Origin of the sequence: Streptomyces sp. NPDC059906 (assembly GCF_042730645.1) — a bacterium.
GTDB lineage: Bacteria > Actinomycetota > Actinomycetes > Streptomycetales > Streptomycetaceae > Streptomyces > Streptomyces rubrogriseus.
The window spans coordinates 18,899-41,983 of record NZ_JBHWKU010000010.1 but is presented as its reverse complement, the minus strand read 5'-3'; the positions used below and the strand labels follow the sequence as shown (position 1 = coordinate 41,983).

The 23,085-nt window shown below is 68.7% G+C and carries 24 protein-coding genes; 18 read left to right on the top strand and 6 right to left on the bottom strand.

The window, feature by feature from the left end:
- Window positions 1-47: 47 nt before the first annotated feature.
- On the bottom strand, window positions 48-323 hold the full coding sequence (locus ACFV9J_RS17435) for an SDR family NAD(P)-dependent oxidoreductase (protein ID WP_385355062.1): 276 nt from the start codon (window positions 321-323) through the stop codon (window positions 48-50).
- Between the two features lie 105 nt (window positions 324-428).
- Between ACFV9J_RS17435 and ACFV9J_RS17430 the strand changes: the two genes are divergently transcribed.
- The 16 genes from ACFV9J_RS17430 to ACFV9J_RS17355 all read left to right on the top strand — a co-directional run bounded on the left by ACFV9J_RS17430 (window position 429) and on the right by ACFV9J_RS17355 (window position 16,276).
- The gene (locus ACFV9J_RS17430) at window positions 429-1,268 is read left to right on the top strand and encodes a helix-turn-helix transcriptional regulator (RefSeq protein ID WP_385355059.1); all 840 of its coding nucleotides are present in this window, start codon (window positions 429-431) and stop codon (window positions 1,266-1,268) included.
- Between the two features lie 309 nt (window positions 1,269-1,577).
- Window positions 1,578-3,047, top strand: a complete 1,470-nt coding sequence (locus ACFV9J_RS17425; protein WP_385355512.1) for an FAD-dependent monooxygenase — start codon at window positions 1,578-1,580, stop codon at window positions 3,045-3,047.
- A 61-nt stretch (window positions 3,048-3,108) separates the two neighbouring features.
- Window positions 3,109-3,435, top strand: coding sequence for a TcmI family type II polyketide cyclase (locus ACFV9J_RS17420; RefSeq protein ID WP_385355056.1), 327 nt, complete (start codon window positions 3,109-3,111; stop codon window positions 3,433-3,435).
- A complete protein-coding gene (locus tag ACFV9J_RS17415; protein ID WP_385355054.1) occupies window positions 3,432-4,706 on the top strand; it encodes a beta-ketoacyl-[acyl-carrier-protein] synthase family protein in 1,275 nt (424 codons plus the stop codon). The genes ACFV9J_RS17420 and ACFV9J_RS17415 overlap by 4 nt, the downstream gene beginning before the upstream one ends.
- Window positions 4,703-5,944 carry a ketosynthase chain-length factor gene (locus ACFV9J_RS17410; RefSeq protein WP_385355052.1) on the top strand — a complete coding sequence of 414 codons (1,242 nt, stop codon included), beginning with the start codon at window positions 4,703-4,705 and terminating at the stop codon, window positions 5,942-5,944. The genes ACFV9J_RS17415 and ACFV9J_RS17410 overlap by 4 nt, the downstream gene beginning before the upstream one ends.
- Before the next feature lie 9 nt (window positions 5,945-5,953).
- Window positions 5,954-6,205, top strand: a complete 252-nt coding sequence (locus ACFV9J_RS17405; RefSeq protein ID WP_385355050.1) for an acyl carrier protein — start codon at window positions 5,954-5,956, stop codon at window positions 6,203-6,205.
- 32 nt (window positions 6,206-6,237) lie between these two features.
- Entirely contained in the window at window positions 6,238-7,023 is a 786-nt protein-coding gene (locus tag ACFV9J_RS17400) for an SDR family NAD(P)-dependent oxidoreductase (RefSeq protein ID WP_385355048.1), read from the top strand.
- A 41-nt stretch (window positions 7,024-7,064) separates the two neighbouring features.
- Entirely contained in the window at window positions 7,065-8,015 is a 951-nt protein-coding gene (locus ACFV9J_RS17395; RefSeq protein WP_385355045.1) for an aromatase/cyclase, read from the top strand.
- Window positions 8,016-8,018: 3 nt separating this feature from the next.
- A complete protein-coding gene (locus ACFV9J_RS17390) occupies window positions 8,019-10,052 on the top strand; it encodes an SDR family oxidoreductase (protein WP_385355043.1) in 2,034 nt (677 codons plus the stop codon).
- Window positions 10,049-10,822 carry an SDR family oxidoreductase gene (locus tag ACFV9J_RS17385; RefSeq protein ID WP_385355041.1) on the top strand — a complete coding sequence of 258 codons (774 nt, stop codon included), beginning with the start codon at window positions 10,049-10,051 and terminating at the stop codon, window positions 10,820-10,822. Before ACFV9J_RS17390 ends, ACFV9J_RS17385 begins: the two co-directional genes overlap by 4 nt.
- Before the next feature lie 46 nt (window positions 10,823-10,868).
- Window positions 10,869-12,437, top strand: a complete 1,569-nt coding sequence (locus ACFV9J_RS17380) for an acyl-CoA carboxylase subunit beta (protein ID WP_385355038.1) — start codon at window positions 10,869-10,871, stop codon at window positions 12,435-12,437.
- Window positions 12,438-12,510: 73 nt separating this feature from the next.
- Window positions 12,511-12,738 (top strand): acyl-CoA carboxylase epsilon subunit, encoded by a 228-nt coding sequence (locus ACFV9J_RS17375; protein WP_385355035.1) that lies wholly within the window; start codon window positions 12,511-12,513, stop codon window positions 12,736-12,738.
- A 58-nt stretch (window positions 12,739-12,796) separates the two neighbouring features.
- The gene (locus tag ACFV9J_RS17370; RefSeq protein ID WP_385355033.1) at window positions 12,797-13,765 is read left to right on the top strand and encodes an LLM class flavin-dependent oxidoreductase; all 969 of its coding nucleotides are present in this window, start codon (window positions 12,797-12,799) and stop codon (window positions 13,763-13,765) included.
- The gene (locus ACFV9J_RS17365; RefSeq protein ID WP_385355031.1) at window positions 13,762-15,021 is read left to right on the top strand and encodes an MFS transporter; all 1,260 of its coding nucleotides are present in this window, start codon (window positions 13,762-13,764) and stop codon (window positions 15,019-15,021) included. Before ACFV9J_RS17370 ends, ACFV9J_RS17365 begins: the two co-directional genes overlap by 4 nt.
- Window positions 15,018-15,611, top strand: coding sequence for an NADPH-dependent FMN reductase (locus ACFV9J_RS17360; RefSeq protein WP_385355029.1), 594 nt, complete (start codon window positions 15,018-15,020; stop codon window positions 15,609-15,611). The genes ACFV9J_RS17365 and ACFV9J_RS17360 overlap by 4 nt, the downstream gene beginning before the upstream one ends.
- A gap of 8 nt (window positions 15,612-15,619) precedes the next feature.
- A complete protein-coding gene (locus ACFV9J_RS17355) occupies window positions 15,620-16,276 on the top strand; it encodes a hypothetical protein (RefSeq protein ID WP_385355026.1) in 657 nt (218 codons plus the stop codon).
- A 76-nt stretch (window positions 16,277-16,352) separates the two neighbouring features.
- Here ACFV9J_RS17355 and ACFV9J_RS17350 read toward each other — a convergent pair whose 3' ends face one another.
- Together ACFV9J_RS17350 and ACFV9J_RS17345 are read right to left on the bottom strand one after the other, a co-directional pair.
- Window positions 16,353-17,039 (bottom strand): hypothetical protein, encoded by a 687-nt coding sequence (locus tag ACFV9J_RS17350; RefSeq protein ID WP_385355023.1) that lies wholly within the window; start codon window positions 17,037-17,039, stop codon window positions 16,353-16,355.
- A gap of 136 nt (window positions 17,040-17,175) precedes the next feature.
- On the bottom strand, window positions 17,176-17,796 hold the full coding sequence (locus tag ACFV9J_RS17345; RefSeq protein WP_385355021.1) for a TetR/AcrR family transcriptional regulator: 621 nt from the start codon (window positions 17,794-17,796) through the stop codon (window positions 17,176-17,178).
- Between the two features lie 133 nt (window positions 17,797-17,929).
- On the opposite strand from ACFV9J_RS17345, the gene ACFV9J_RS17340 reads away from it, so the two are divergent.
- Both ACFV9J_RS17340 and ACFV9J_RS17335 read left to right on the top strand, forming a co-directional pair.
- Entirely contained in the window at window positions 17,930-18,760 is an 831-nt protein-coding gene (locus tag ACFV9J_RS17340; RefSeq protein WP_385355018.1) for an SDR family NAD(P)-dependent oxidoreductase, read from the top strand.
- Window positions 18,761-18,998: 238 nt separating this feature from the next.
- Window positions 18,999-20,138 carry a cytochrome P450 gene (locus ACFV9J_RS17335; RefSeq protein WP_385355015.1) on the top strand — a complete coding sequence of 380 codons (1,140 nt, stop codon included), beginning with the start codon at window positions 18,999-19,001 and terminating at the stop codon, window positions 20,136-20,138.
- Window positions 20,139-20,295: 157 nt separating this feature from the next.
- Here ACFV9J_RS17335 and ACFV9J_RS17330 read toward each other — a convergent pair whose 3' ends face one another.
- Genes ACFV9J_RS17330 through ACFV9J_RS17320 form a run of 3 tightly spaced genes read right to left on the bottom strand, consistent with a single transcriptional unit; the run spans window position 20,296 to window position 22,903 of the window.
- Window positions 20,296-21,555: an acyltransferase family protein gene (locus ACFV9J_RS17330; protein WP_385355013.1), complete on the bottom strand. Its 1,260-nt coding sequence runs from the start codon at window positions 21,553-21,555 to the stop codon at window positions 20,296-20,298.
- A complete protein-coding gene (locus ACFV9J_RS17325; RefSeq protein ID WP_385355011.1) occupies window positions 21,552-21,800 on the bottom strand; it encodes a ferredoxin in 249 nt (82 codons plus the stop codon). Before ACFV9J_RS17325 ends, ACFV9J_RS17330 begins: the two co-directional genes overlap by 4 nt.
- 5 nt (window positions 21,801-21,805) lie before the next feature.
- The gene (locus tag ACFV9J_RS17320; protein ID WP_385355009.1) at window positions 21,806-22,903 is read right to left on the bottom strand and encodes a cytochrome P450; all 1,098 of its coding nucleotides are present in this window, start codon (window positions 22,901-22,903) and stop codon (window positions 21,806-21,808) included.
- Between the last annotated feature and the right edge of the window lie 182 nt (window positions 22,904-23,085).

Below are 23,085 nucleotides of genomic sequence, written 5' to 3'. Positions count from 1 at the left end.
CTGCTTGTCGGATGCTTCCGATCTTTTGGTGTTTTTCAGTCAGCTCTTTACCAGGGCATGGGGCCGTCGTTGCCGAAGATTCCGCCCGTGGGCCCCTCGGGGCCGTCGCCGCCCGGGCGCTGCACCAGGTCGACAGCCGTTGCCACCGACACGTCATCCGTTACGACGATCATTACGGGGTGGGCTCCGAGTCGAGCCGCGAGCTCACGCCTTCTCTGCTCATCCCGAACTCCCAGGTAGACGTCGTGCCGGGCCTCCAGGAGGCGTCTTGCGGTCTCTCTGCCCAGCCCCCTGGTCGCACCCGTGATGAGTGTGATGGTCATGGGGTCAGCATTACGGCCCTGTGCATCGGCAGGTAGTACCTCCTGCTTCCAGGGACTGGCAGTACCAGGATGCTGCCATGACAACGACTGCTGCATACTGGTGTGATGACCGGTTCGGGGGAATTAGCGATGGCGCTGCGGCGGTGGCGCGACAGGATCACACCAGAGCGTGCTGGACTGGCGAATCCCGCGGTCAGCACCGAGCGACGCCGGGCCGTTGGACTTCGCCGCGAGGAAGTCGCCTTCCTGTCGGGTGTGTCAGTGGACTACATCACCCGCCTCGAACAGGGCCGCGCCACCTCACCGTCCCCGCCCGTCCTCGCGGGGCTCGCCCGCGCACTCAGGCTCTCCGACGCCGAGCGTGAACACCTCTATCTGGTAGCCGGGCACCAGCTCCCACGGGTGCGCCGTTCGCAAGCCGTCGTGGCCGGCGCGCAGAGCTTCCTGGAGCAGCTGGACGGCGTCGCGGCCAGCGGGTACGACGCCGCTTGGACACTTGTGGCCTGGAACCGCCGATGGAGCACGCTCTGCGGCGAGCCGGCCGGTCCGTGGAGCAGGCAGCGCAACGTCGCCTGGCTCCAGTTCATGAACGGCGGGCCGGCGGTGGTCCACAGCCCCGACCAGCAGGCCGCGCTGGAGACCGCCCTCGTCTCGGACCTGCGCAAGGCAAGCATCCGGTACCCCGAGGACCGCGAACTCTCAGAACTCATCGAGGACCTGAGGGCGGGTTCGGCCCGATTCGCCGAACTGTGGGACGCGTACGTCGTCGCCGTGCACGCCACGAGCCGCAAGACCATTCTTCACCCGGATGCCGGAGCTCTGACCCTCGACTGCCACATTCTGACGGCATTTCAGGCGGACTTGCGCATAGTGACGCTCGCCGCCGCACCCGGCACCGAGACGGCCGAACGAATCCAGTCCCTTTACGTGTCGGCGGGTTGCTGAGCCAGGTCCGTCACAGGAGGGTGGGGCGTCCCGGCACCGCCCGACTCCGAAGTGGGCAATGCACGCGGTGGATCCGGGCGCAGCCCCCGCCTCTCCTGCACTGCCATTTTGACTGAGCTGCATGGAGTCTGGAATTCCGCTGTCGAGTTGACGATTCCCTGACATTTTCTTGCAGAGGCCCTTGAGATCTTTGCTTGAGAAGTTCGCACACGGCGAGAAGGATATTCAGTGCCTTGCCGGGGAGCGAGTCCCCGGCCTGCCGCTGACATCCAAGAACGCGGCAACCGTGTGGCCAGTCGGGAGAGTTGTATGGATGCTTCGGTCATTGTGGTGGGTGCCGGGCCCGCAGGTCTCATGCTGGCGGGCGAACTTCGTCTCGTCGGGATCGACGTCGTCGTCATCGACCGTCTTGCAGAGCGCACAGGGGAATCCAGAGGCATCGGCTTCACCGCCCGCACGATGGAGATCTTCGACCAGAGAGACCTGCTCCGTCGTTTTGAGAAGTTGGCGACCGGGACCTTCGCTCATTTCGGGGGCATACCACTTGACCTGGGCGTCCTCGGCCCCGGGCACCTGGCGGCCCGAAACGTCCCGCAATCCGTCACGGAGGCCGTGCTGGAGAAGTGGGCCCGGGACCTGGGCGCGGACATCCGCCGCGGCCAGGAATTCCTCGGCCTGGAGCAAAGCGCGGACAGCGTCGGGATTCGGGTCGGCACGGCGGCCGGAGAAGAGACGGTCACGGCTCGATACCTCGTGGGCTGCGACGGCGGCCGCAGCGGTGTGCGGCAAGCAGCCGGATTCGACTTTCCCGGGACTCCCGCCACCACCGAACTCCTCCTGGCGGACGTCCGAGGAGTCGAGATCGAGCAACGCATGATCCCCGACGGGATATCCGGTGGAATGGTCATGACCGCTCCGCTCGGTGACGGAGTTCACCGCGTCATCGTCGCCGAGCACGGTGCTCCGCCCCGGCGCAGGGCCGAACCCCCCGAGTTCGGCGAGGTCGCCGATGCGTGGAAGCGGCTCACAGGCGTGGACATCTCACACGGTGAGCTCGTCTGGGCCAGCGCGTTCGGTGATGCCGCCCGCCTGGTCACCGAGTACCGGCGCGGCCGGGTACTGCTCGCCGGTGACTCGGCCCACGTTCATCTGCCGGCGGGAGGGCAGGGCATGAACACCAGCATCCAGGACTCGGTGAACCTGGGCTGGAAACTCGCCGCCGTCCTGCGTGGTGCCGCTACCGACAGTCTGCTCGACACCTACCACAGCGAACGGCACGAAGTCGGCCGGGGGTTGCTGCTCAACACAAAGGCGCAGAGCAAGCTCATCCTTGGCGGAGAGGACGTCCAGCCGCTGCGTGGCGTCCTGGGCGAACTCACCGCCTATCCCGAGGTGGCGCGGCACCTCGCCGCCAAGGCCGGCGGCCTCGACATCCGCTACGACGTCGGTGGTGGCAGCCATCCGTTGCTCGGCCTGCGGATGCCCCGCCTGGAACTGGCCGGGCCGGCGCGCAGCACAAGCACCACAGAGTTGCTGCGCACTGGAAGAGGCGTTCTGCTCGATCTGGAGGGCAACGCACACCTGCGGCGCAGGGCCGAGCCCTGGCAGGACCGTGTCGACGTCGTCACCGCCCGCCCTGCCGCCGTACCCGGAGGAAGCCTGCTGAAGGACACCGGGTGCGTGCTGCTGCGCCCCGACGGCCACGTGGCATGGGCTGCCCCCGGCAGCCGGGACGACCTCCCGACGGCACTGGCCCGCTGGTTCGGGCCCCCTCGATGAACACCTCGCGCCACGACAACCGCCGAACGACGACCGCATGCACCACCGAAGAGAGGGAAACATGCACAGCACGCTGATCGTGGCCCGCATGGAACTCGAGTCGGCGGCCCAAGTCGCCCGCCTGTTCAACGAGTTCGACCAGTCCGAGATGCCGCACCTCATGGGCACACGCCGGCGCCAGCTCTTCTCCTACAACGGTCTCTACTTCCACCTTCAGGACTTCGACGCCGAAGACGGCGGAGAGCGCATCGAGAGGGCCAAGACCGACCGCCGCTTTGTGGGAATCAGCGAGGACCTCAAGCCCTTCATCGAGGCCTACGACCCGCTCACCTGGCGTTCGCCGGCCGATGCGATGGCGCAGCGCTTCTACCACTGGAACGCCGAATGAGCGGGGGACGCCGAGTCGTCATCACCGGCGTCGGTGTCACCGCCCCCGGTGGCATCGGCGTGAAGAACTTCTGGCAGTTACTGGCCGACGGCCGTACCGCTACGCGCCGCATCTCGTCCTTCGACGCGTCATCGTTTCGCTCGCGGATAGCCGCCGAAGCCGACTTCGATCCCGAACTCCTGGGACTGGGGCCGCAGGAGATCCGTCGCATGGACCGCGCGGCTCAGTTCGCCGTGGTCACCGCGCGTGAGGCCGTCGCCGACAGCGGTCTGGAGTTCGGCACGGTCGAGTCGCACCGCACCGGCGTCACCATCGGCAGCGCCGTCGGTGCGACGATGGGACTCGACCAGGAATACCGAACCGTCAGCGACGGGGGCCGACTCGAACTGGTCGACCACACGTACGCCGTCCCCCATCTGTACAACTACCTGGTGCCCAGCTCGTTCGCCACCGAGGTCGCATGGGCAGTGGGAGCGGAGGGACCGAGCACCGTCGTCTCCACCGGTTGCACCTCCGGTCTCGACGCCGTCGGCTACGCGGTCGAGGTCATCCGGGAGAATTCCGCGGACGTGATGATCGCCGGTGCCAGCGACGCCCCGATCTCCCCCATCACCGTGGCCTGCTTCGACGCGATCAAGGCCACCACACCTCGCAACGACGAGGCGGAGACCGCGTCGAGGCCCTTCGACGCCAGCCGCAACGGCTTCGTCCTGGGCGAGGGCTGTGCGATCTTCGTGCTGGAGGAGCTGGAGAGTGCCCGTCGGCGCGGGGCCCGCGTCTACGCCGAGGTCGCGGGATACGCCACCCGATCGAACGCCTTCCACATGACCGGACTTCGCCCCGACGGACGCGAGATGGCAGAGGCGATCCGGGTCGCCCTCGACGAGGCCCGGCTCAACCCCGACGACATCGACTACATCAACGCGCACGGCTCCGGTACCAAACAGAACGACCGGCACGAGACCGCCGCGTTCAAACGGAGCCTTGGCGAGCACGCGTACCGCATCCCGGTGAGTTCCATCAAGTCGATGATCGGCCACTCACTCGGAGCGATCGGCTCGATCGAGATCGCTGCCTCCCTTCTCGCCATGGAGAACGACATGGTGCCGCCCACCGCCAACCTGCACACCCCCGACCCGGAGTGCGACCTCGACTACGTGCCGCTCACAGCGCGTCAATGGCGCACCGACACCGTGCTGTCCGTCGGTAGCGGATTCGGCGGTTTCCAGAGCGCGGTCGTCCTCGCCGATCCCGAGAAGAGCTCCGGGTGAACACGTCGAGGGGGCACGGCGGCAGGGTATGGGTCACCGGCCTCGGTGTCGCCTCTCCCAACGGCCTCGGCGTGGAGGCGTACTGGGAGGCAACGAAGGCCGGCGAGAGCGGCATCGGCGTCGTCTCGCGCTTCGACCCGAGTTCCTATCCGGCCCAACTCGCGGGGGAGATACGCGGTTTCGTTGCTGAGGACCGCCTGCCCGCACGGCTTTTGCCGCAGACCGACCGCATGACCCAGATTGCTCTGGTGACTGCCGACTGGGCGCTGGAGAACGCCGGAGTGGTCCCCAGCGAGGTGCCCGAGTTCGACATGGGAGTGATCACCGCCAGTTCTTCCGGCGGCTTCGAGTTCGGGCAGAACGAGCTGAAGGCGCTGTGGTCCAAGGGCGGCCAATACGTCAGCGCCTATCAGTCATTCGCCTGGTTCTACGCGGTCAACAGCGGTCAGATCTCGATCCGCAACGGCATGCGGGGCCCCAGCAGCGTAGTCGTGAGCGATCAGGCGGGAGGCCTCGACGCATTCGCCCAGGCCCGCCGTCAGATCCGTAAGGGCACGCCACTCATCCTCTCCGGCGCCGTCGACGCCTCCATCTGTCCCTGGGGCTGGGTGGCACAGCTGGCCAGTGACCGGCTGTCCACCGAGCGAAGCCCGGAGCGCGCGTATCTGCCGTTCGACGCGGACTCCGGCGGTCACGTGCCGGGGGAGGGAGGCGCCCTGCTCCTCCTGGAGGACGCCGACCACGCCCGGGCCCGTGGCGCTCGGCAGGTGTACGGCGAGTTCGTGGGGCACGCCTCGACGATGGACCCGGCTCCGGGCAGCGAACGCGAGCCGGGACTGCGGAAGGCCATCGAACTCGCCATCGAGGACGCCGGCGTGCTCTCGAAGGACATCGACGTGGTCTTCGCCGACGCGGCGGCCGTGCCGGAACTCGACCGCATCGAAGCGCGTGCTCTCACCGAGGTGTTCGGCCCTCACGGAGTCCCGGTCACGGCACCCAAGACGATGACCGGCCGGTTGTACTCCGGTGCCGCGCCACTCGATGTCGTCACCGCCCTGCTCTCCCTGCGCGACGGCATCGTCCCACCGACGGTGCACAGTGAACTGTCCGACCAGTACGACATCGACCTGGTTACCGGTGCCGCCCGTAAGGCGACCCTGCGCACCGCGCTCGTCCTCGCCCGCGGCTACGGCGGCTTCAACTCGGCCGTGGTGGTCCGAGGCACCGACTACTTCTGAGGAGACACCGTGAGCACCACTGCGCCCTTCACCCTCGACGACCTCACTCGCATCCTCCGCGAGGGTGCCGGTGACAACGGGGAGGTCACCGCGGATCTCGAGTTCGAGCTCCTCGGTTACGACTCCCTCGCACTCCTGGAGACATACACCCGTATCGAGCGCGAGTACGGCATATCCCTGGACGAGGACGCGCTCGGCGCCGTCCGAACACCCGCCCAGCTCATCGAGGTCGTGACCACGCACCTTGCCGCCACCAAGTGACCGCTGGGCACCGACATCAGGAGAGGATCGACATGACGCACGACGGACGCAAGGTGGCCCTGGTCACCGGCGCGACCAGCGGCATCGGACTGGCATCCGCCCGGCTGCTCGCGGAGCGGGACCACAGGGTGTTCATATGTTCCCGCAACGCCGACAGCGTGGTCCGTACGGTCAAGGAACTGCAGGACGAGGGCTTCGAAGCAGCCGGTGCCCCCGCTGACGTCCGTTCCAAGGACGACGTGAAGCAGCTGGTCCAAGCCGTGGTCGAGCACTTCGGCACCATCGACGTCCTGGTGAACAACGTGGGGCGCAGCGGCGGCGGTGTGACCGCCGACATCACCGACGAGCTGTGGTACGACGTGATCGAGACAAACCTCAACAGCGTCTTTCTGATGACACGCGAGGTGCTCACCACCGGCGGCATGCGGGCCAAGCAACGGGGCCGGATCATCAACATCGCTTCCACCGCAGGCAAGCAGGGCGTCGTTCTGGGTGCCCCGTACTCCGCGTCCAAGCACGGTGTCGTCGGCTTCACCAAGGCACTCGGCAACGAACTCGCGCCGACCGGCATCACGGTCAACGCCGTTTGCCCCGGCTATGTGGAGACGCCGATGGCCCAGCGCGTGCGCCAGGGATACGCCGCCGAATACGCCACCTCCGAGGACGCGATCCTGGAGAAGTTCCAGAGCAAGATCCCGCTCGGCCGTTACTCCACGCCGGACGAGGTCGCAGGCCTGGTCGGATACCTCGCCTCCGACACGGCAGGCTCCATCACCTCGCAGGCACTCAACGTCTGCGGCGGCCTCGGAAACTTCTGACACCTGCGACACCTGCGGCGCTACGACCAAGGAGAGACAGCATGGCTGAACAGCAAGCGCGCGAGGTGGAGCACGAGATCACCGTGCGGGCCGCAGCCCAGGACGTCTACCGCCTCCTGGCGGAAGTCGAGAACTGGCCCCGGCTCTTCCCCCCGTCGGTCTACGTCGAGTACCTGGAAAAGCGCGACGACAACACGGAGCGGATCCGTATCTTCGCCACCGCCAACGGTGAGGTGAAAACCTGGAGTTCGCGTCGCGAACTGGATCCGGAGGCACTGCGCATCACCTTCCGGCAGGACATCTTCACGCCCCCGGTCGCCGAGATGAGCGGCACCTGGATACTCGAACCGCTCTCCGCCGACGAGACCCGCGTCAGGCTGTTGCACAAGTTCCGCGCGGTCGCCGACGACCCCGACGGCCTGGAGTGGATCGACCGTGCGGTCGACACCAACAGCCGCGCCGAACTGCCCGCGCTCAAGGCCAACGTGGAGCTTGCGGCGCACGCCGACGAGCGGACGCTCACCTTCGAGGACCAGGTGCGGATCGACGGCTCGGCCAAGGACGTGTACGAGTTCCTCAACGACGCCCAGCTCTGGTCCGAGCGGCTGCCGCACGTTGCCGAGGTCCGGCTCACGGAGGACACACCGGGCCTGCAGGTCCTGCGCATGGACACCCTGACCAAGGACGGTTCCTCGCACACCACCGAATCCGTGCGGGTCTGCTTCGCACACCATCTGATCGCGTACAAGCAGACCACCTTGCCCGCGCTCATGGAGCTGCACACCGGCTACTGGCATCTCGACGAGGCCGCCGACGGCGCCACCACCGCGACATCCCAGCACACCGTGGTGATCCGGACCGGGAACATCGCGAAGATCCTCGGCCCGGACGCCGGTCTGACCGAGGCCCGTGAGTACATCCGCAACGCACTGGGCACCAACAGCCGTGCCACGCTCGGCCACGCCAAGCACTACGCGGAAGCGCGGCGCTGACCCATGGCCGACGCACCGGAACCGGACGCGGCGGCCCGTCCGCAGCGGGCGGCGCCGGACCCGCCGGACACCGACGTACTCATCGTCGGCGCCGGCCCCGTCGGGCTGTTGCTCGCCGGGGAGCTGCGGGCCGGCGGGGCGCGGGTGACCGTGCTGGAACAGCTCACCGAGCCGATGACCGAGTCTCGGGCGTCCACCCTGCACGCGCGCACTATGGAAATCCTCTTGGGGCGCGGTCTGCTCGACCGGCTCGGTCCGCTCCCGGACGGGGGCACCGGCCACTTCGGCGGGCTCCCGCTCGACCTGGCCGTGGCCGATCCCGCACATCCGTATGCAGGGCAGTGGAAGTGCCCGCAGACCGTCCTGGAGGCGGTCCTGTACGACTGGGCGACCAAGGCCGGCGCGGAGGTCCGGCGCGGTCACGTGGTGACCGGACTGGAGCAGCGTGCGGATCGCGTGGAGGTCGCGGTGACGCCGCTCGGTGCCAAGCCCTACCGGACGACCGCCGCCTACCTCGTCGGCTGCGACGGGGAACTCAGTACAGTGAGGCGACTCGCCGGGTTCGAGGTGACCCGTGAAGACGCCACCCGGGAGATGCTCCGGGCGGACGTGGCCGGCATCGACATCCCGAACCGGCGCTTCGAACGGCTGCCACACGGCCTGGCCACCGCCTTCCGGTGGTCCGACGGCAGTACCCGGGTCATGGTCCACCTCCACGACGGCCGGCCCCCGGTCCGCACCCGCGAACCGGAGTTCGACGAGGTCGCCGCCGCCTGGACGAAGGTCACCGGCGAGGACATCAGCGGCGGTACACCGGTCTGGCTCAATGCGTTCGACAACACCCGGCTGCAGGCCACCGGCTACCGGCGCGAACGGGTATTGCTCGCCGGCGACGCGGCCCATGTGCAGATGCCGGTCGGCGGGCAGGCCCTCAACCTCGGCCTTCAGGACGCTGCGGCACTCGGCGGAGGTCTCGCGGCAGTGGTCCTGGGACGTGCGCCGGAAGAACTGCTCGACTCCTACGACCAGCAGCGACGGCCCGTCGGCTGCCGAACCCTCGACAACATCCAGGCGCAGGCACTGCTGCTGCTTGGCGGACCGGAGGTGGAGCCGTTGCGTGCGATCCTCGGCGAACTCATGGAGTACGCCTCCGTTCGCCGCCACCTCGCCCGCATGATCAGCGGCCTCGAGGCGCCGCCACCCGCCCGAGTGCCGGGCTCCGGCGCGGCGCCGACACCCACGTACGAGACACCGAGACCCAGGAGTTCCACCATGAGCAGGCTCACCGACAAGACAGCTCTCGTCACCGGGTCGGGCCGGGGCATCGGCCGGGCCACGGCGCTCGCGATGGGCCGTGAGGGCGCCCTCGTCGTTGTGCATTACGCGAACAACGAGCAGGCCGCGCAGGAGACCGTCGACCAGATCGAGAAGGACGGCGGCCGGGCCTTCGCCGTCCGGGCCGAACTCGGCGTCCCGGGCGATGTGCACGAGCTCTTCCTGGGGGTGGAGCGCGGTCTGAAGGAGCGGATCGGCGAGGTGCGGCTCGACATCCTCGTCAACAATGCCGGCGAGACCACCAATGGCGTTGCCCCCCAGGACGTCACCCCGGAGCAGTTCGACAGGTACTTCGCCGTCAACGCCAAGGCGCCCTACTACATCGCCTTCCGCGCTCTGCAGGTCATGCCGGACGGCGGCAGGATCATCAACATCTCCTCCGGACTCACCCGCTTCGCCAATCCGGAGCAGATCACGTACTCGATGACCAAGGGGGCGATCGAGCAGCTCACCCTGCATCTGGCCCGCCAGGTCGCCCCCAGGAACATCACGGTGAACACCGTGGCACCGGGCATCACCGACAACGGCAGTGCCGTCTTCTCCGTCCCCGAGGCGGTCGAGCAGATGGCGCAGCTCTCTGCGTTCAAGAGGGTCGGCGAGGCGGCAGAGGTCGCGGACGCCGTCACCTTCCTCGCCACGCACGAGGCCCGCTGGATCACCGGATCCTTCGTCGATGCGACCGGAGGGACACTTCTCGGATGAGCGGCACGACCCACAACCCACCGCGTACAGCCGTCGTCACCGGAGCCAACAAGGGCATCGGACGGGCCGTCACACGAGCCCTCGCCGTTCTGGGGCACCGCGTCTACCTGGGTGCCCGCGACCAGGACCGCGGCCTGGCCGCCGAGCGGGAACTGCGTGCCGAGGGCCTCGACGTCCGCTGTCTGCACCTCGACGTCACCGACGAGGCGGTCGTCGAACGGGCGGCCAAGCGTGTCGAGGAGGAATCCGGCCACCTGGACGCACTGGTGAACAACGCCGGCGTCGGAGGCCCGGTCACCCTGCCGAGCCGTACCCCGCCGGCCGAGGTGCGCCGCACGTACGAGACGAACGTGTTCGGCGTCATCGCGGTCACCAACGCGATGCTGCCGATGCTGCGCCGCGCACCGGCCGGCCGGATCGTCAACGTCAGCAGCGTGCTCGGCTCGCTCACGCACGCCGCGGCCCGGCAGGACCCGACCGGAGCCTTCCCCGCGGGCGTCTTCCCCACGCTCCTCGACTACAACACCTCCAAGGCCGCCCTGAACGCCGTGACGGTCACGTACGCCAACGAACTCCGTGACACGAGGATCCTCGTCAACGCGGTCTCTCCGGGCTTCGTCGCCACGGACATCAACGGTCACCAGGGCGTCCTCACACCGGCCGAAGGGGCACGCATTCCGGTGCTGCTCGCCACCCTCGGCGAGGACGGCCCCACCGCCACCTTCGTCGGCGAGGACTCCACACCGACCGGCCGGCAGCTGTCCTGGTGAGCCGGTCCAGGCACATCCGCACCACTGCGACTGGGGGAGACAAGCGATGACCGCAACGGTCCCGGCAGCAGGTACCGACCGGCTGTCCGAGCTGAGTGAGCTGAAGGAGCTGGCCCGCCGCGGCCCGAGCGAGAGGGCGACCGAGGCTCAGCGGGCCAAGGGCAAGCTGACCGCCCGTGAGCGCATCGAAATCCTCCTCGACAAGGGAAGCTTCAACGAGGTCGAGCAGTTGCGCCGGCACCGGGCGGTGGGCTTCGGCCTGGAGGCGAGGAAACCGTACACGGACGGTGTCATCACCGGCTGGGGCACGGTGGAGGGGCGCACGGTCTTCGTCTACGCCCACGACTTCAGGATCTTCGGCGGCGCGCTGGGCGAGGCCCACGCCACGAAGATCCACAAGATCATGGACATGGCCATCGCGGCAGGTGCCCCGCTGGTCTCGCTCAACGACGGCGCCGGCGCCCGTATCCAGGAGGGCGTCAGCGCGCTGGCCGGTTACGGCGGCATCTTCCGGCGCAACACCAAGGCGTCCGGCATCATCCCGCAGATCAGCGTGATGCTCGGCCCGTGCGCGGGCGGCGCGGCCTACAGCCCGGCGCTGTCGGACTTCGTGTTCATGGTGCGCGGCACCTCGCAGATGTTCATCACGGGCCCGGGCGTGGTCAAGTCCGTGACCGGCGAGGAGATCACCCATGACGGGCTGGGCGGTGCCGACGTGCACGCCGAGACGAGCGGCGTGGCGCACTTCGCGTACGACGACGAGGAGACCTGCCTGGCCGAGGTCCGCTACCTGCTCTCCATGCTCCCGCAGAACAACCGGGAGCTGCCTCCCGCCCACCCGAACGAGGACCCTGCCGACCGTCCCGCGGACCGGCTCCTCGACATGGTGCCCGCTGACGGCAACCGCTCGTACGACATCAGGGCCGTGATCGAGGAACTCGTCGACGACGGAGAGTCCATGGAGGTGCACGCCGCCTGGGCGCCCAACCTCGTATGTGCGCTGGCCCGCCTGGACGGACATGTCGTGGGCATCGTCGCCAACCAGCCGGCGGCGCTCGCCGGTGTGCTCGACATCAAGGCGAGTGAGAAGGGCGCACGCTTCGTCCAGTTCTGCGATGCCTTCAACATCCCGCTCGTCACCCTCATCGACGTCCCCGGCTTCCTGCCAGGCGTCGAGCAGGAACACGAGGGCATCATCCGGCGCGGCGCCAAGCTGCTGTACGCGTACTGCAACGCCACCGTCCCCCGCATCTCGGTCGTGCTCCGCAAGGCCTACGGCGGCGCCTACATCGTCATGGACTCGCGATCCATCGGCGCCGACATCGCGATCGCCTGGCCCGGCAACGAGATCGCCGTGATGGGAGCCGAGGGCGCCGCCGACATCGTCTTCCGCCGGGAGATCGCCGCCGCCGACGACCCCGACGCCGTGCGAGCCCGCAAGATCGACGAGTACCGGACCGAACTCGTCCATCCCTACTACGCGGCCGAGCGCGGGCTCGTCGACGACGTGATCGACCCGCGCGACACCCGCCCGGTACTCATCCGCGCGCTCGCGATGCTGAGGGCCAAGGACGGCGAACTGCCGCGCCGCAAGCACGGCAATCCACCGCAGTGAGAGGGGCGTCAATGATCGCGCCAAGCCACCTGGGTGACGGAGGACTGCCGGACTCTCTGACTGGGTCGGCATCATGACCACATCCTCGCCCGCCGTGTGCTCACCCACCCGTCTGTTCCGCGTCGAGCGGGGCCGCCCCGGCCTCGAGGAGCTCGCGGCCGTCGCAGCAGTGCTGCTCGCCCGTGCCACCGCCGCACCTGCCGAGTCCTCCGTCCCGGTCCGCCGCACCGTCGGCTGGCGTCGCCCGGAGCGCCGGGCGGTGTTCGAGAGCCCGCGTGCCTGGCGGAACGCGACCGGCTGACCGCGTGCGTCCCGCAGCGCACACCACAGAACATCGCCAACGAATGGGGATCCTTGCCATGGACGTCGGACTGCTCTTCGATCTGCGTAACCCTGAAGGGTGGAAGCGCCCCTGGGCGGACCACTACGCACGGACTCTGGAGTTCTGCGAGGAGGCCGATCGACGAGGCGCCGACGGCCTCTGGTTCACCGAACACCATCTCTTCGAAGACGGCTACCTTCCGCAGCCGCTCACCTTCGCCGCGGCAGCGGCCGCCCGCACGCGCCGGGTCCGCATCGGCACCTCCGTTCTTCTGCCCGCCCTGCGCAAGCCCGCCCAGCTCGCCGAGGAAGCGGCCATCGTCGACCTCATCAGCGGCGGGCGGCTCGAACTCGGCATGGGCGCCGGGTACCGAGTACCCGAATACGCTCTGATGGACGGGGACTTCAAAAGCCGTTTCGCGCGCACCGAGGAACACATTCGGGAGGTTCGCAGGCTCTGGGAGGAAGGCGGAATCACCCCCGGGCCGCTTCAGGATCCCGTCCCGCTGTGGGGCGGCTTCTACGGCCCCAGGGGCGCCCGGATCGCCGGCCGGCTCGGTATGGGCCTGCTGCACATCAACCATGAGAAGTTCGAGCACTATCGGGACGGCCTGATCGAGGGTGGCCACGATCCTGCCTCCGCGCGGGTCTCCGACCTGCTGCCGATCATTCTCGCCGATGACCCGGACGAGGCCTGGGCACGCGTCGCGCCCTATCTCGCCCACCAGCTGAACAGTTATCAGCAGGCGTCCGTGGAGGGCACCGACAGGCCGAAGCCCCCGCTGATCCACGCCGAAGAGCTTCGCAATCGCACCTCCAACGCGCCCTGGGGCGCGCTGAAGATCTTCACTCCGGAGCAGGCCGCAGCCGAGATCAAGGAGATGACCGAGGGCCTGCCGGTGCAGCACCTGATCTTCTGGGCCAGTATCGCCGGCATGCCCGACGACCTGGTCGCCCGGAACATCGAGTTGGTCAGCGAGGACCTGCCGGCCCTGCTCGGGTCATGACGGCTGCCCCGAGCCCGGCGGCCGGGGGGACGAAGGACACGGTCCGGTGGAACGCACGCCAGTGGGCCGTGCTGTTCCTGCTCTCCGGGAACATGATTCTCGACGCTCTGGAAGTGTCGGTGGTCCTCGTCGCGCTGCCCGCGATCGGCGCCCACTTCGGCCTGTCCGTGTTCAACGTGCAGTGGATGATGAGTGGCTTTGCCCTGGGATTCGCCGTACTCCTCGTCGGTGGCGGCAGAATCACCGTCCGCTTCGGCAGGCGGCGGGCCTATCTCGCCGCGATGCTGCTCTTCACCCTCGCATCCGTGGCCGGGGGTCTCGCGAACAGCGTGGTGCTTCTGGTCGCCACCCGGCTGGTGAAAGGGGCGTGTGCCGCACTGACGGCGCCGACCGGACTGGCCATCATCGGCAGCACCTTTCCGCAGGGCCCGCAACAGCGTCGCGCGGTGTCCGTGTACTCGCTCTTCGGCGCCGCCGGTTTCACGCTCGGGCTGCTTCTGTCCGGGCTGATTCTCCGGACCGGACAGGAGGAAGCCTGGCGGTGGACCTTCCTCTTCCCCGCTCCCGTGGCACTCGTGCTGTTGATGTGCGGCCTGCGTCTGCTCCCGCGCGACACCGATCGGCTTCCCGCGCGAACCCGCTCGACCGGCCTCGTCCTGCTGCGCAACGGGCCGCTGCTGCGGGCCGCGTTGGGCGCGGCGGTATTCAACGGCTCGTACCACAGCCTGCTCGTGACCGTCACTTTCGCAGCCCGTGACGAGCTGGGACTGAGTCCCTGGCAGACGGCACTCGCCCTCCTGCCGGCCTGCGTGCCCTTGGCGGTGACCGTGCCTTTCGCCGGCCGTTTCGTCATCCGGTACGGCACGGCCCGGCCCATCGCCCTGGGCGCGTTCGCGGCCTTCGCGGGGTGCGCCCTGTACCTGTGGCGGCCGGACGGTGCCGGATACGCGACCAGTACCCTGCCCGCGCTGCTGCTGGTCGGGACCGGGCTCGCGTGCGCCTTCGCGGCCCTGAACATGCAGGCCACCTCGACAGTCGATCCGCGTGACCGACACCTTGCCGTACCCCTGTACCAGACTGCGGTCCAGCTCGGCGCCATGGTGCTGCTGCCTCTGACGGCCCTGCTCCTGACCCGCCACGACGACGGTCCGGCACTGTCCCTCGTCCTCGCGGCCTCCGGCACCGGCCTGCTGGTCTCTCTCACCGCGCTGCGGGGCCGTGCCGCGGCGCCACTTCCGGGAAAGGTTCAGCCATGACGGAGCGTCCCCTGTCCCTGCTGGTCGTCGTCGGCAGTGTCCGTGACGGGCGATTCGGCCCTACCGCGGCCCAATGGTTCGCGGCGCAGGCCCGCACCCACGCGGGCGTGCGGGTCCGCGTCCTCGACCTGCTCGACCACCCCCTGCCGCTCGTGATGCCGGAACCGGGCCGTTCGCCGGCCCCGGAGGCCGCCGAGGTGCGGGACCGGGTGGCGGCCGAACTCGCGGCCGCCGACGCCTTCGTGTTCGTGACGCCCGAGTACAACCACACCTGCCCAGCGGCTCTGAAGAACGTCATCGACTGGTTCTTCGACGAGTGGGCGGCCAAGCCGTTCGGCTTCGTCTCCTACGGCGGAATGGCGGGCGGGCTCCGCGCCGTGGAGCATCTGCGCCAGGTCGTGGCCGAGTTGCACGGTGTCTCCGTGCGCGAGTCGGTCAGCTTCCACAACGCCTGGGAGGTCTTCGGCGAGGACGGCTGTCCGCGCGATGCCGAAGAGGCCGCCGGAGCGGCGAAAGTCATGATCGACCGGCTCGTCTGGTGGGGGCGCGCGCTCCGCTCGGCGCGGGCCGAACACCCCTACGAGCGCTGAGGAGCCTCATGTCCGCCCGTATTCCCTCGCCCCCGCCGGCCGTCGCCCACGGGCTGCCCGACGTTCGTCGTACCGACGCCACCAGTGTGTTCGTCGCCGCCCGCTACGTCCCGGACCGTGCGGCGGGTCTCACCGCGCTCCGGGAGGTGACCGACCAGTGGGGCACGGGAGGGTGGCCCGCCGGCGTGCTGTCCGTGAGCTGCTTTCTCAACACGGACCAGGACACCGTTCTCACGTACGCGCAGTGCGCCGAGCCGGACGCCTATCGTGCCCGTCTCCGTACCCTGCGAGGATTTGCCGCGGCGGCACCCGTCGCGTACCGGCCGCACCGCGCGCTGGTGCTCAACGAGGGCGTGCCCAAGTGTGTCATCGTCGCCATGTTCGACGTGGACGGCCCCGACCGGCAGGGGCTGATCGTCGACAACATCACCGCCACCGTCGAGGAGGCCGCACATCGCCATCAGGGGATGCTTTCGGTCAACTTCTTCGTCAGCGAGGACGGCACGCGGGTACTCAACTTCGCGGAATGGACCTCGGACGAGGCACACATCGCGTTCCTGGAGGGCGCGACACACGGCGCGACGCGGCGGGTGAGCGACGTGACGCCGGGCGTGCGACCCATCGGTTTCAAGCGGTACCACCTGCATGCGGGCTTCGGTGTGTGACGGTGGTGATCCCGGGACGGTTCCGGCGGCCACACACGTTGCGCGGCCGCCGGAACCCGGTGGTGTGCGGAGCGGCTCAGGTCGTGGCGCGGGCGAGCGTGCTGTGGTGGCGGTAGAGCGCGCCGAGATCCTCCTCGCTGTTGCCCACGTCGGCCAGCATCGCCTTCGTGAGGATCTCCATGTGCGCGACTGCTTCCGCCTCCGAGCGCCACTCGGAGAAGATCAGCACGCTCTTGCCGTCGAGACCGATGTGGATGTTGGCGGCGATGGCGCCCGGGTAGGCCCGGTTCGCTCCCGCCGCCGCCTCCTCGGACTTCAACAGGTCCGTGATCCACTGGCGGGCCGCGGCCTCGTTCTCCATCGGAAAGGCGGCGACGGGGAAACTCTGCGCCGAGACGGAGGCGGAGTCGACGGCGGTGCCACGGACGACCTGGTGGATCCGGTAGGCGGTCGGCGCCTCGGCCTCGGGATCGGCGTCCCGGCCCGGGTGCGAGAGGGAGATCCCCAAGGGGTCGGTGAGCGATGCGCGCAGCGCGTCTTCGGTGGCCCACTGTTCGAAGGTGAGCACGGCGTCGTTTCGGGTGCCGGTGAAGCAGTTGAGCGCGACCAGACCCTCGGGCCAGTCGACGGATCGCCAGTGCGCGGTGATGGCATCGGCCACCGCACGCTGATGCTCTGCGCTTCCCGCGCTGACCACTCCGACGGCGACGGCGTTCGCATCCGGACGGGTGACGACGGGACGTGACTCGGGCGTGCTGGGCATTCACGACTCCTCACAGCTGGATGGGACTCCATTCTCGGCGGGACCGACGAAAGGCGTCCGAAACGAAGTCCAGAGGAACCGCAAAGGAAGGTCAGAAATCGATGCCCGGTCAGCGGAACCACAATTCTTGGTGAAGTCAGTCCGAAGAGGGAGGCGTCGGGGCGGAGGTCTGGGCGGTGGCGTTCGACGTGCCCAGCAGGACGTCGGCGACTTGGCCGAAGTAGGGCGCGATGTCGTCGACGCAGGCCTTGGTGAGCGCGGGAGTGTGGGCGATGGAACGGGACACGTTGATGCCGAGCAGGAGCGCGGTGAGCAGTTCCGCCCGCAGTTCTCGGTCGGGCAGATCCACCAGTTGTTCAAGATTGCGGACGTACATCTCGCTGAGCTGAGAATTCAGCTGCTCCCGGCATTCCTGGCGCCCGGAGGAGAGCAGCAGGGTGGTGAGCGGATGCCCGCCGGACGCGCCGGGCAGGTGCTGCCGCAGGGTCGCCTCCAGCAGCCAGGTCGGCACGTCGGCCGGGCGGGCTTCCTCGGCCACGGGCGGTTCCGTGTCCTCGGGCCGGGACGCCTCCTCGAAGAGACGTTCCTTGCTGCCGAAGTACCGGAAGATCAGCGTCGCGTCGACGCCCGCGTCCCGGGCGATGTCGCGCACGCTCGTCGCGTCGTAGCCCACGAGGGCGAAGCGGGCCCGTGCGGCAGCGAGGAGCGCGGCGCGGGTGGCCGCGCGGTCGCGCTTGCGCTTGGTGGGCTGGGTCACGGTGTCTCCTTGTAGTCATCGCTCGTTGACATTGTAGTGGAAGCCCCCCTATGTTGAATAAGTCATCGCTTGATTACTTAGTGGTGAACACGCAGTGCAACCGCTCGTGCGCAAACGCTCAAGGAGACTCCGAGTGAAGACTGTTGTGATTTCCGGTGGCAACGACGGGATCGGTCGGGGTCTCGCCCTGACCCGCCTCGAACGCGGCGACCGCGTGGTCGTGCTGGGCCGCAGCGAGGAGAAGGGGAAGGCCTTCCTGGCCGCGGCCGCTGAGCGTGGCGTCGCCGATCGTGCCGTGTTCATCCCCGCCGATCTCAGCCTGATCACCGAGAACAGGCGGGTCGTCGAGGAGATCGTCGCCTCGTTCCCCGCCGTGGACGCCCTGGTACTGTGCGCCCGCTTCTTCCGCTCCGCCCGGTACGAGACCTCCGAGGGCTTTGAGAACGCCTTCGCCCTGGAATACCTCAGCCGCTATCTGCTCAGCCACGGCGTCACCGACATGCTGGAGAAGGCCGAGGCGCCGGTCGTCGTCAATGTCGCGGGCCCCGGCGTTCAAAAGCCCGGCGTTCGCTGGGACGACCTGCAGCTGCGGCGTGACTACAACGGCGTCCTGGCTCAGATGCAGGCCGGTACCGCGAACGATCTGCTCGGGGTGGACTACGCGGCCACCCGCGGCGCCACCGGCCGCACGCGATACGTCCTCGTCAACCCCGGTCCCACCGCGACCAGCTTCGCCGGCGCGTACGACCCGGTCACGCAGCAGCAGATTGACCACATGAAGCGGGCGGGCAAGCCGGTGACCCGGGCGGTGGCGCCCATCAGCGAGGTCATCGACGCCCCACCCGCGGAACCGCTCAGTGCCTTCGTCGAGGGCCGGCGCATCGGCGTCGACGATCCGGGCCTGTTCAACAGGGCCGAGGCGACCCGCCTCGCCGGCGTCACCGCGGAGCTGCTCGCCGTCTGACGCCAACGCACCGGCCGGGCTCCCGCTGCTGCCGGGGCCCGGCCGGACTCCGAAGAGCTTCCAGAGGCGGGAGAGCCACACACAGCCCCGACGTTCCCCGAGGGCCCACCCCCTGCCTTCGCCCCCCGAGGAGACTTCTTTGTCCGGCCAGCCAGCGTGCCCTTTCCATCACGGTGACTTCACCGCCGATCGTCTCGAATTGGACCCGCACTACGCGGAGTTGCGCAAGCATGCGCCAGTGGGCCGGGTAACCATGCCGTACGGCGGCGATGCCTGGCTCGTCACGCGTTACGAGGACGTCAGGACCGTCCTGGCCGACCCCCGGTTCAGCAGGGCGGCGGCTGCCGGACACGACGTGCCGCGGACGCTGCCCCTGCCCGACCAGCAGAACGCCTCTCTGGCGAGCTTGGATCCTCCGGAACACAGCAGACTTCGACGTCTCGTCGCCGGAGCGTTCACCACTCGCCGGGTCAGGACCTTGCAGGAGTTGATACAACAGCTCGTCGACGCTCTGCTGGACGACATGACGGAGCGGCCTGCCGCTCAACCGGGTGCCGACGCTCCGACGGCCGACCTCGTCTCCGCCCTCGCCTGGCCCCTGCCGTTTGCCGTCATCTGCAAAGTCCTGGGTATCCAGCTCGACGACCGGGACCGGTTGCGCGAGTGGATCGAACAGTCCGTGGCTCTCTCCGCCCGCGACCCCGAGGTCATCAAGGCGGCGGACGACGCCCTGGACTCCCACCTCAAGAGAATGATCGCCGAGCGGCGCGCCGCGACGCACGACGACCTGTTGGGCGAGCTCGTCCTCGCGCGTGACGAGAGGGACCGCCTCACCGAGGACGAACTCGTCACCTTCGGCGTCAACTTGCTGATCGCCGGGCAGGAGACCACTGCCAACGAGATCGCCAACTTCGTGTACACCCTGCTGGTACGGCGTGAGCGCTGGGAGGAGCTCGTCGCCGAACCCGAGCTGATCACGGCCGCGGTGGAGGAGCTGCTGCGCCTGACGCCCCTCGAAGCGAGCGTCGGCGGGCTCGGCTTCACCCGCATCGCCACCGAGGACATCGAGCTCGGCGGTCGGCTCATCCGAGCGGGAGATGCCGTCGTCGCCCAGAACGCCTCCGCCAACCGGGACGAGACGGTCTTCGAACATCCCGACGAGCTCGACTTCCACCGGCCCGCCACCTCGCACCTGACCTTCGGCCACGGGCCGCACCACTGTCTGGGTGCCCCCCTGGCCCGACTCGAACTCCGCGTCGTGCTGGAGACACTCGTCCGGCGTCTGCCCGACCTGCGACTGGCCGTCCCCGCCGAGGAGGTGGTCTGGAATCAGAACCGGGCTGTGCGCGGGCCCCGCGCGCTGCCGGTCACGTGGTAGCGGACCGCGGTGGATCGAGGTGCGCCGTGCCCATGGGCTCCCCTCCCCACGTCGTGAGAGTTGCGAGGCCGGAGCGCCGGGCGGGGGCCGTCGTACTGGACGTCCTGCCCGGCGCTGCCCGGTCCGAGCAGGAAGAGGATGCTGCTCGGAGGTGTCGTCATACAGAGGTGCCGGACGCCGGCGCCTCCTGGTCCGTCGCCGGGGGAGCGGCGGTGGGCTTCTGAGGGCGAAGTGCTGTGCGTCGGCTCCTGCCGAACCGGCGCATGGCCGGCACTTCCACGGACCGGTGGAGCAGCCAGGCGAGGATCCCCGCCAGCAGACAGGCTGCCGCCCACAGGGCGAACCCGGCGGCTGTGGACCAGGTGCGTTCCCGGCCGCCGACGAGCTCGTGGCCGTATGCGATCACACTGATGTGCACCATGTAGAAGGCGAAGGACACCTCGCCCGTCCACACCATGAACCGCCCACCGAGGAAGCTCGTCCGGCCCTCCGCGTCCTGCCGCGCCGCCGCCGGAATGAGCAGCGCGAGCGGCAGCACGGTCGCCGCCACGATCCCGTACTCGAACGGCACGTACAGGGCGGCCACATACCCCCCGGCCAGGAGAAGCGAGGCGGGCAGAAGCCCAAGCCGGATCCAACGGCCCGCGAGTACGATCAGTGCCATCTCGATGCCCAGCACGAACTCAAGGAGCCGGGTGGGCGGGAAGAACGAGATCGCGAAGTTGTGCCAGGAGGAGACGGTCGGGTCCCAGGGCAGTGCGGGTGTCTGCGGAAGCAGTCGGCCCACCGCGGTCGGAAGGGCCACGAGGACCGCCACGGTGGCGAGTGCCCAGGCCCACAGCCGCTCGGGCCGGATGCGCGACAGGCCGCGCAACAGCCAGGGGAAGGACAGGTAGAAGAGCAGCTCACAGGCGAGGGTCCAGCTCACCGGGTTTCCGGCGACGGAGTACGCCGTCTCGGGTACCCACGCATGAACCAGGAACAGGCTTGTCAGGCTGGGCAGCCAACCGTCGACGGAGTCCAGGTGGGGCACGGTCTCGAACGGCGAAGCCGCGATGCCGGTGGTCGCCATCAGCGCGATCACGAGCGCCCAGGTGACAAGGTGATTGGGCAGGACCTTGGCGCAACGGCGGCGCCAGAAGGCCCGCTCGGTGTCGTCCGATCGCGCAGACCAGGTCAGCACGAAGCCGCTCAGCACGAAGAAGAAGGACACCCCGAGGCCGCCCGCTTTGCCGAGAACGAAGACCACGTCCGCGTTCATGTCCTGGCTGCGGAAGAGGCCGGAGGTGGAGATGTGGAAGAGGAAGACGAGTAACGCCGAGATGCCCCGCAGGCCGGTCAACGTCGGCAGCCGGGAGCCGGAGCGGACCGGCCGCGCGGAGCCGGCGCTCCGGGGCTTGGTGGAGGGGGCGGTCATTGGCCTCTGGTCTCTTCCCGAGTCACTTCCGGTATGGATTCGGCCTCTTCCCGCACGGTGATGGCACCGGCGGGGCAGCAGTCGACGGCCTCGTACAGCTCGCGCGACAGCGCGCTCGGAGCGTGCTCGACGAGCAGCACCACGCGACCGTCGGTGTCGTCCTGGTCGAAGATCTCCGGCAGCGCGGCGACGCACTGTCCGGAGCTACAGCACTTGCCGGTGTCGGTACTCAGGAACAGGCGCACGGCGCTCACCACCCGACTGGCAGCGAGTGCAGACCGTAGATGTTCCCGCCGTGCCGGAAGTCCAGGTCCGCCATGGGCCTGACAATCTGTAATCCGGGCAGCCGACGGATCAAGCCGCTGAGAGCGGACTGGAGTTCGATACGCGCGAGCGGTTGGCCCAGGCACTGGTGGACACCGAAGCCGAAGGCCATGTGCCGATGGGCGTCGCGCCCGATGTCGAGGGCGTCCGGGTCGTCGAACGTCGCCGGGTCGCGGTTGGCTGCGCCGATCTGGAGCAACACGCCCTCTCCGGCCTTGATCGCCGTCCCCCCGATCTCCATGTCCTCGCGGGCGACCCGCTGGAGCCCGGTCGGCACGATGCTCTGGTGACGCAGGGTCTCCTCGACGGCGGCCGGGACGAGAGAGGGGTCCGCGACGAGCTTCTCCCACTGCCCGTTCCGGTGCAGAGCGAGCACCCCCAGGGCGATCTGGTTGGCCGTGGTCTCGTGACCCGCGATGAGCAGATTGAGCGCCATACCGACGACCTCGTGGTGGCCGAGGTGCCCGGGAACCTCCTGTCCGGCCACGATCCGGCTGACGATGTCGTCGCCCGGAGCGGACGCCTTCTCGGTGGCCAGACGATCCAGATACCGGGCCAGTTCACCGAGCGCGGTGTTGACGTCCTGGGGTGCGGCGGTGGTGTCCTGCACCATTTGGCTGCGTTCTTGGAAGTAGGAGTGGTCCTCGTAAGGAACGCCAAGCATGTGGCAGATGACGATGGAGGGCAGCGGAAGCGCGAACGCCTGCATGAGGTCGGCCTCGTTGCGACCCGCGGTCATCTCGTCGAGCAGCGTGTCGACGGTGGCATCGATCTGCGCACGCATCGCTTCCATGCGCTTCACGACGAACTCCTGTGTGAGCATCCGTCGTTGGAGGGTGTGCTCGGGCGGATCCATGCGGATGAAGGTGATCAGAGCCTCGCCGATCGCCTCGGCCTGGGCGGCGGAGAGGAACGGGAAGCCGTGGCGGCGGACGTCCGAGCTGAGCCGGGGGTCGCGCAACGCGGTGCGGATGTCGGAGTGCCCGGTCACCAGCCAGGGACGGCTGCCGTCCCAGAGAGTCACTCGGGAGACGGGCTTGTCCCGCCGCAACTCACTGATGAGCCGCGGCGGGTCCATTGGGCACCCGGTCTGGGTGAAGGGGAAGCTCGGGGCTTCGGGGTCGGTGACAGGCATCGGGGCGGACCTCCGGATGTTGCGGCACTGAGCCGTCGCGGACCGAGGTGCCGCGAACGGATAGTGACGCT

Bases quoted from the DNA above. Each gene is read 5' to 3' on its own strand.
- ACFV9J_RS17375 (WP_385355035.1), top strand. From the start codon at position 12,511: ATGACCACATCCTCGCCCGCCGTGTGCTCACCCACCCGTCTGTTCCGC.
- ACFV9J_RS17390 (WP_385355043.1), top strand. From the start codon at position 8,019: ATGGCCGACGCACCGGAACCGGACGCGGCGGCCCGTCCGCAGCGGGCG.
- ACFV9J_RS17330 (WP_385355013.1), bottom strand. From the start codon at position 21,555: ATGACCGCCCCCTCCACCAAGCCCCGGAGCGCCGGCTCCGCGCGGCCG.
- ACFV9J_RS17385 (WP_385355041.1), top strand. From the start codon at position 10,049: ATGAGCGGCACGACCCACAACCCACCGCGTACAGCCGTCGTCACCGGA.
- ACFV9J_RS17415 (WP_385355054.1), top strand. From the start codon at position 3,432: ATGAGCGGGGGACGCCGAGTCGTCATCACCGGCGTCGGTGTCACCGCC.
- ACFV9J_RS17370 (WP_385355033.1), top strand. From the start codon at position 12,797: ATGGACGTCGGACTGCTCTTCGATCTGCGTAACCCTGAAGGGTGGAAG.
- ACFV9J_RS17425 (WP_385355512.1), top strand. From the start codon at position 1,578: ATGGATGCTTCGGTCATTGTGGTGGGTGCCGGGCCCGCAGGTCTCATG.
- ACFV9J_RS17420 (WP_385355056.1), top strand. From the start codon at position 3,109: ATGCACAGCACGCTGATCGTGGCCCGCATGGAACTCGAGTCGGCGGCC.
- ACFV9J_RS17360 (WP_385355029.1), top strand. From the start codon at position 15,018: ATGACGGAGCGTCCCCTGTCCCTGCTGGTCGTCGTCGGCAGTGTCCGT.
- ACFV9J_RS17395 (WP_385355045.1), top strand. From the start codon at position 7,065: ATGGCTGAACAGCAAGCGCGCGAGGTGGAGCACGAGATCACCGTGCGG.
- ACFV9J_RS17435 (WP_385355062.1), bottom strand. From the start codon at position 323: ATGACCATCACACTCATCACGGGTGCGACCAGGGGGCTGGGCAGAGAG.
- ACFV9J_RS17380 (WP_385355038.1), top strand. From the start codon at position 10,869: ATGACCGCAACGGTCCCGGCAGCAGGTACCGACCGGCTGTCCGAGCTG.
- ACFV9J_RS17355 (WP_385355026.1), top strand. From the start codon at position 15,620: ATGTCCGCCCGTATTCCCTCGCCCCCGCCGGCCGTCGCCCACGGGCTG.
- ACFV9J_RS17400 (WP_385355048.1), top strand. From the start codon at position 6,238: ATGACGCACGACGGACGCAAGGTGGCCCTGGTCACCGGCGCGACCAGC.
- ACFV9J_RS17350 (WP_385355023.1), bottom strand. From the start codon at position 17,039: ATGCCCAGCACGCCCGAGTCACGTCCCGTCGTCACCCGTCCGGATGCG.
- ACFV9J_RS17365 (WP_385355031.1), top strand. From the start codon at position 13,762: ATGACGGCTGCCCCGAGCCCGGCGGCCGGGGGGACGAAGGACACGGTC.
- ACFV9J_RS17430 (WP_385355059.1), top strand. From the start codon at position 429: ATGACCGGTTCGGGGGAATTAGCGATGGCGCTGCGGCGGTGGCGCGAC.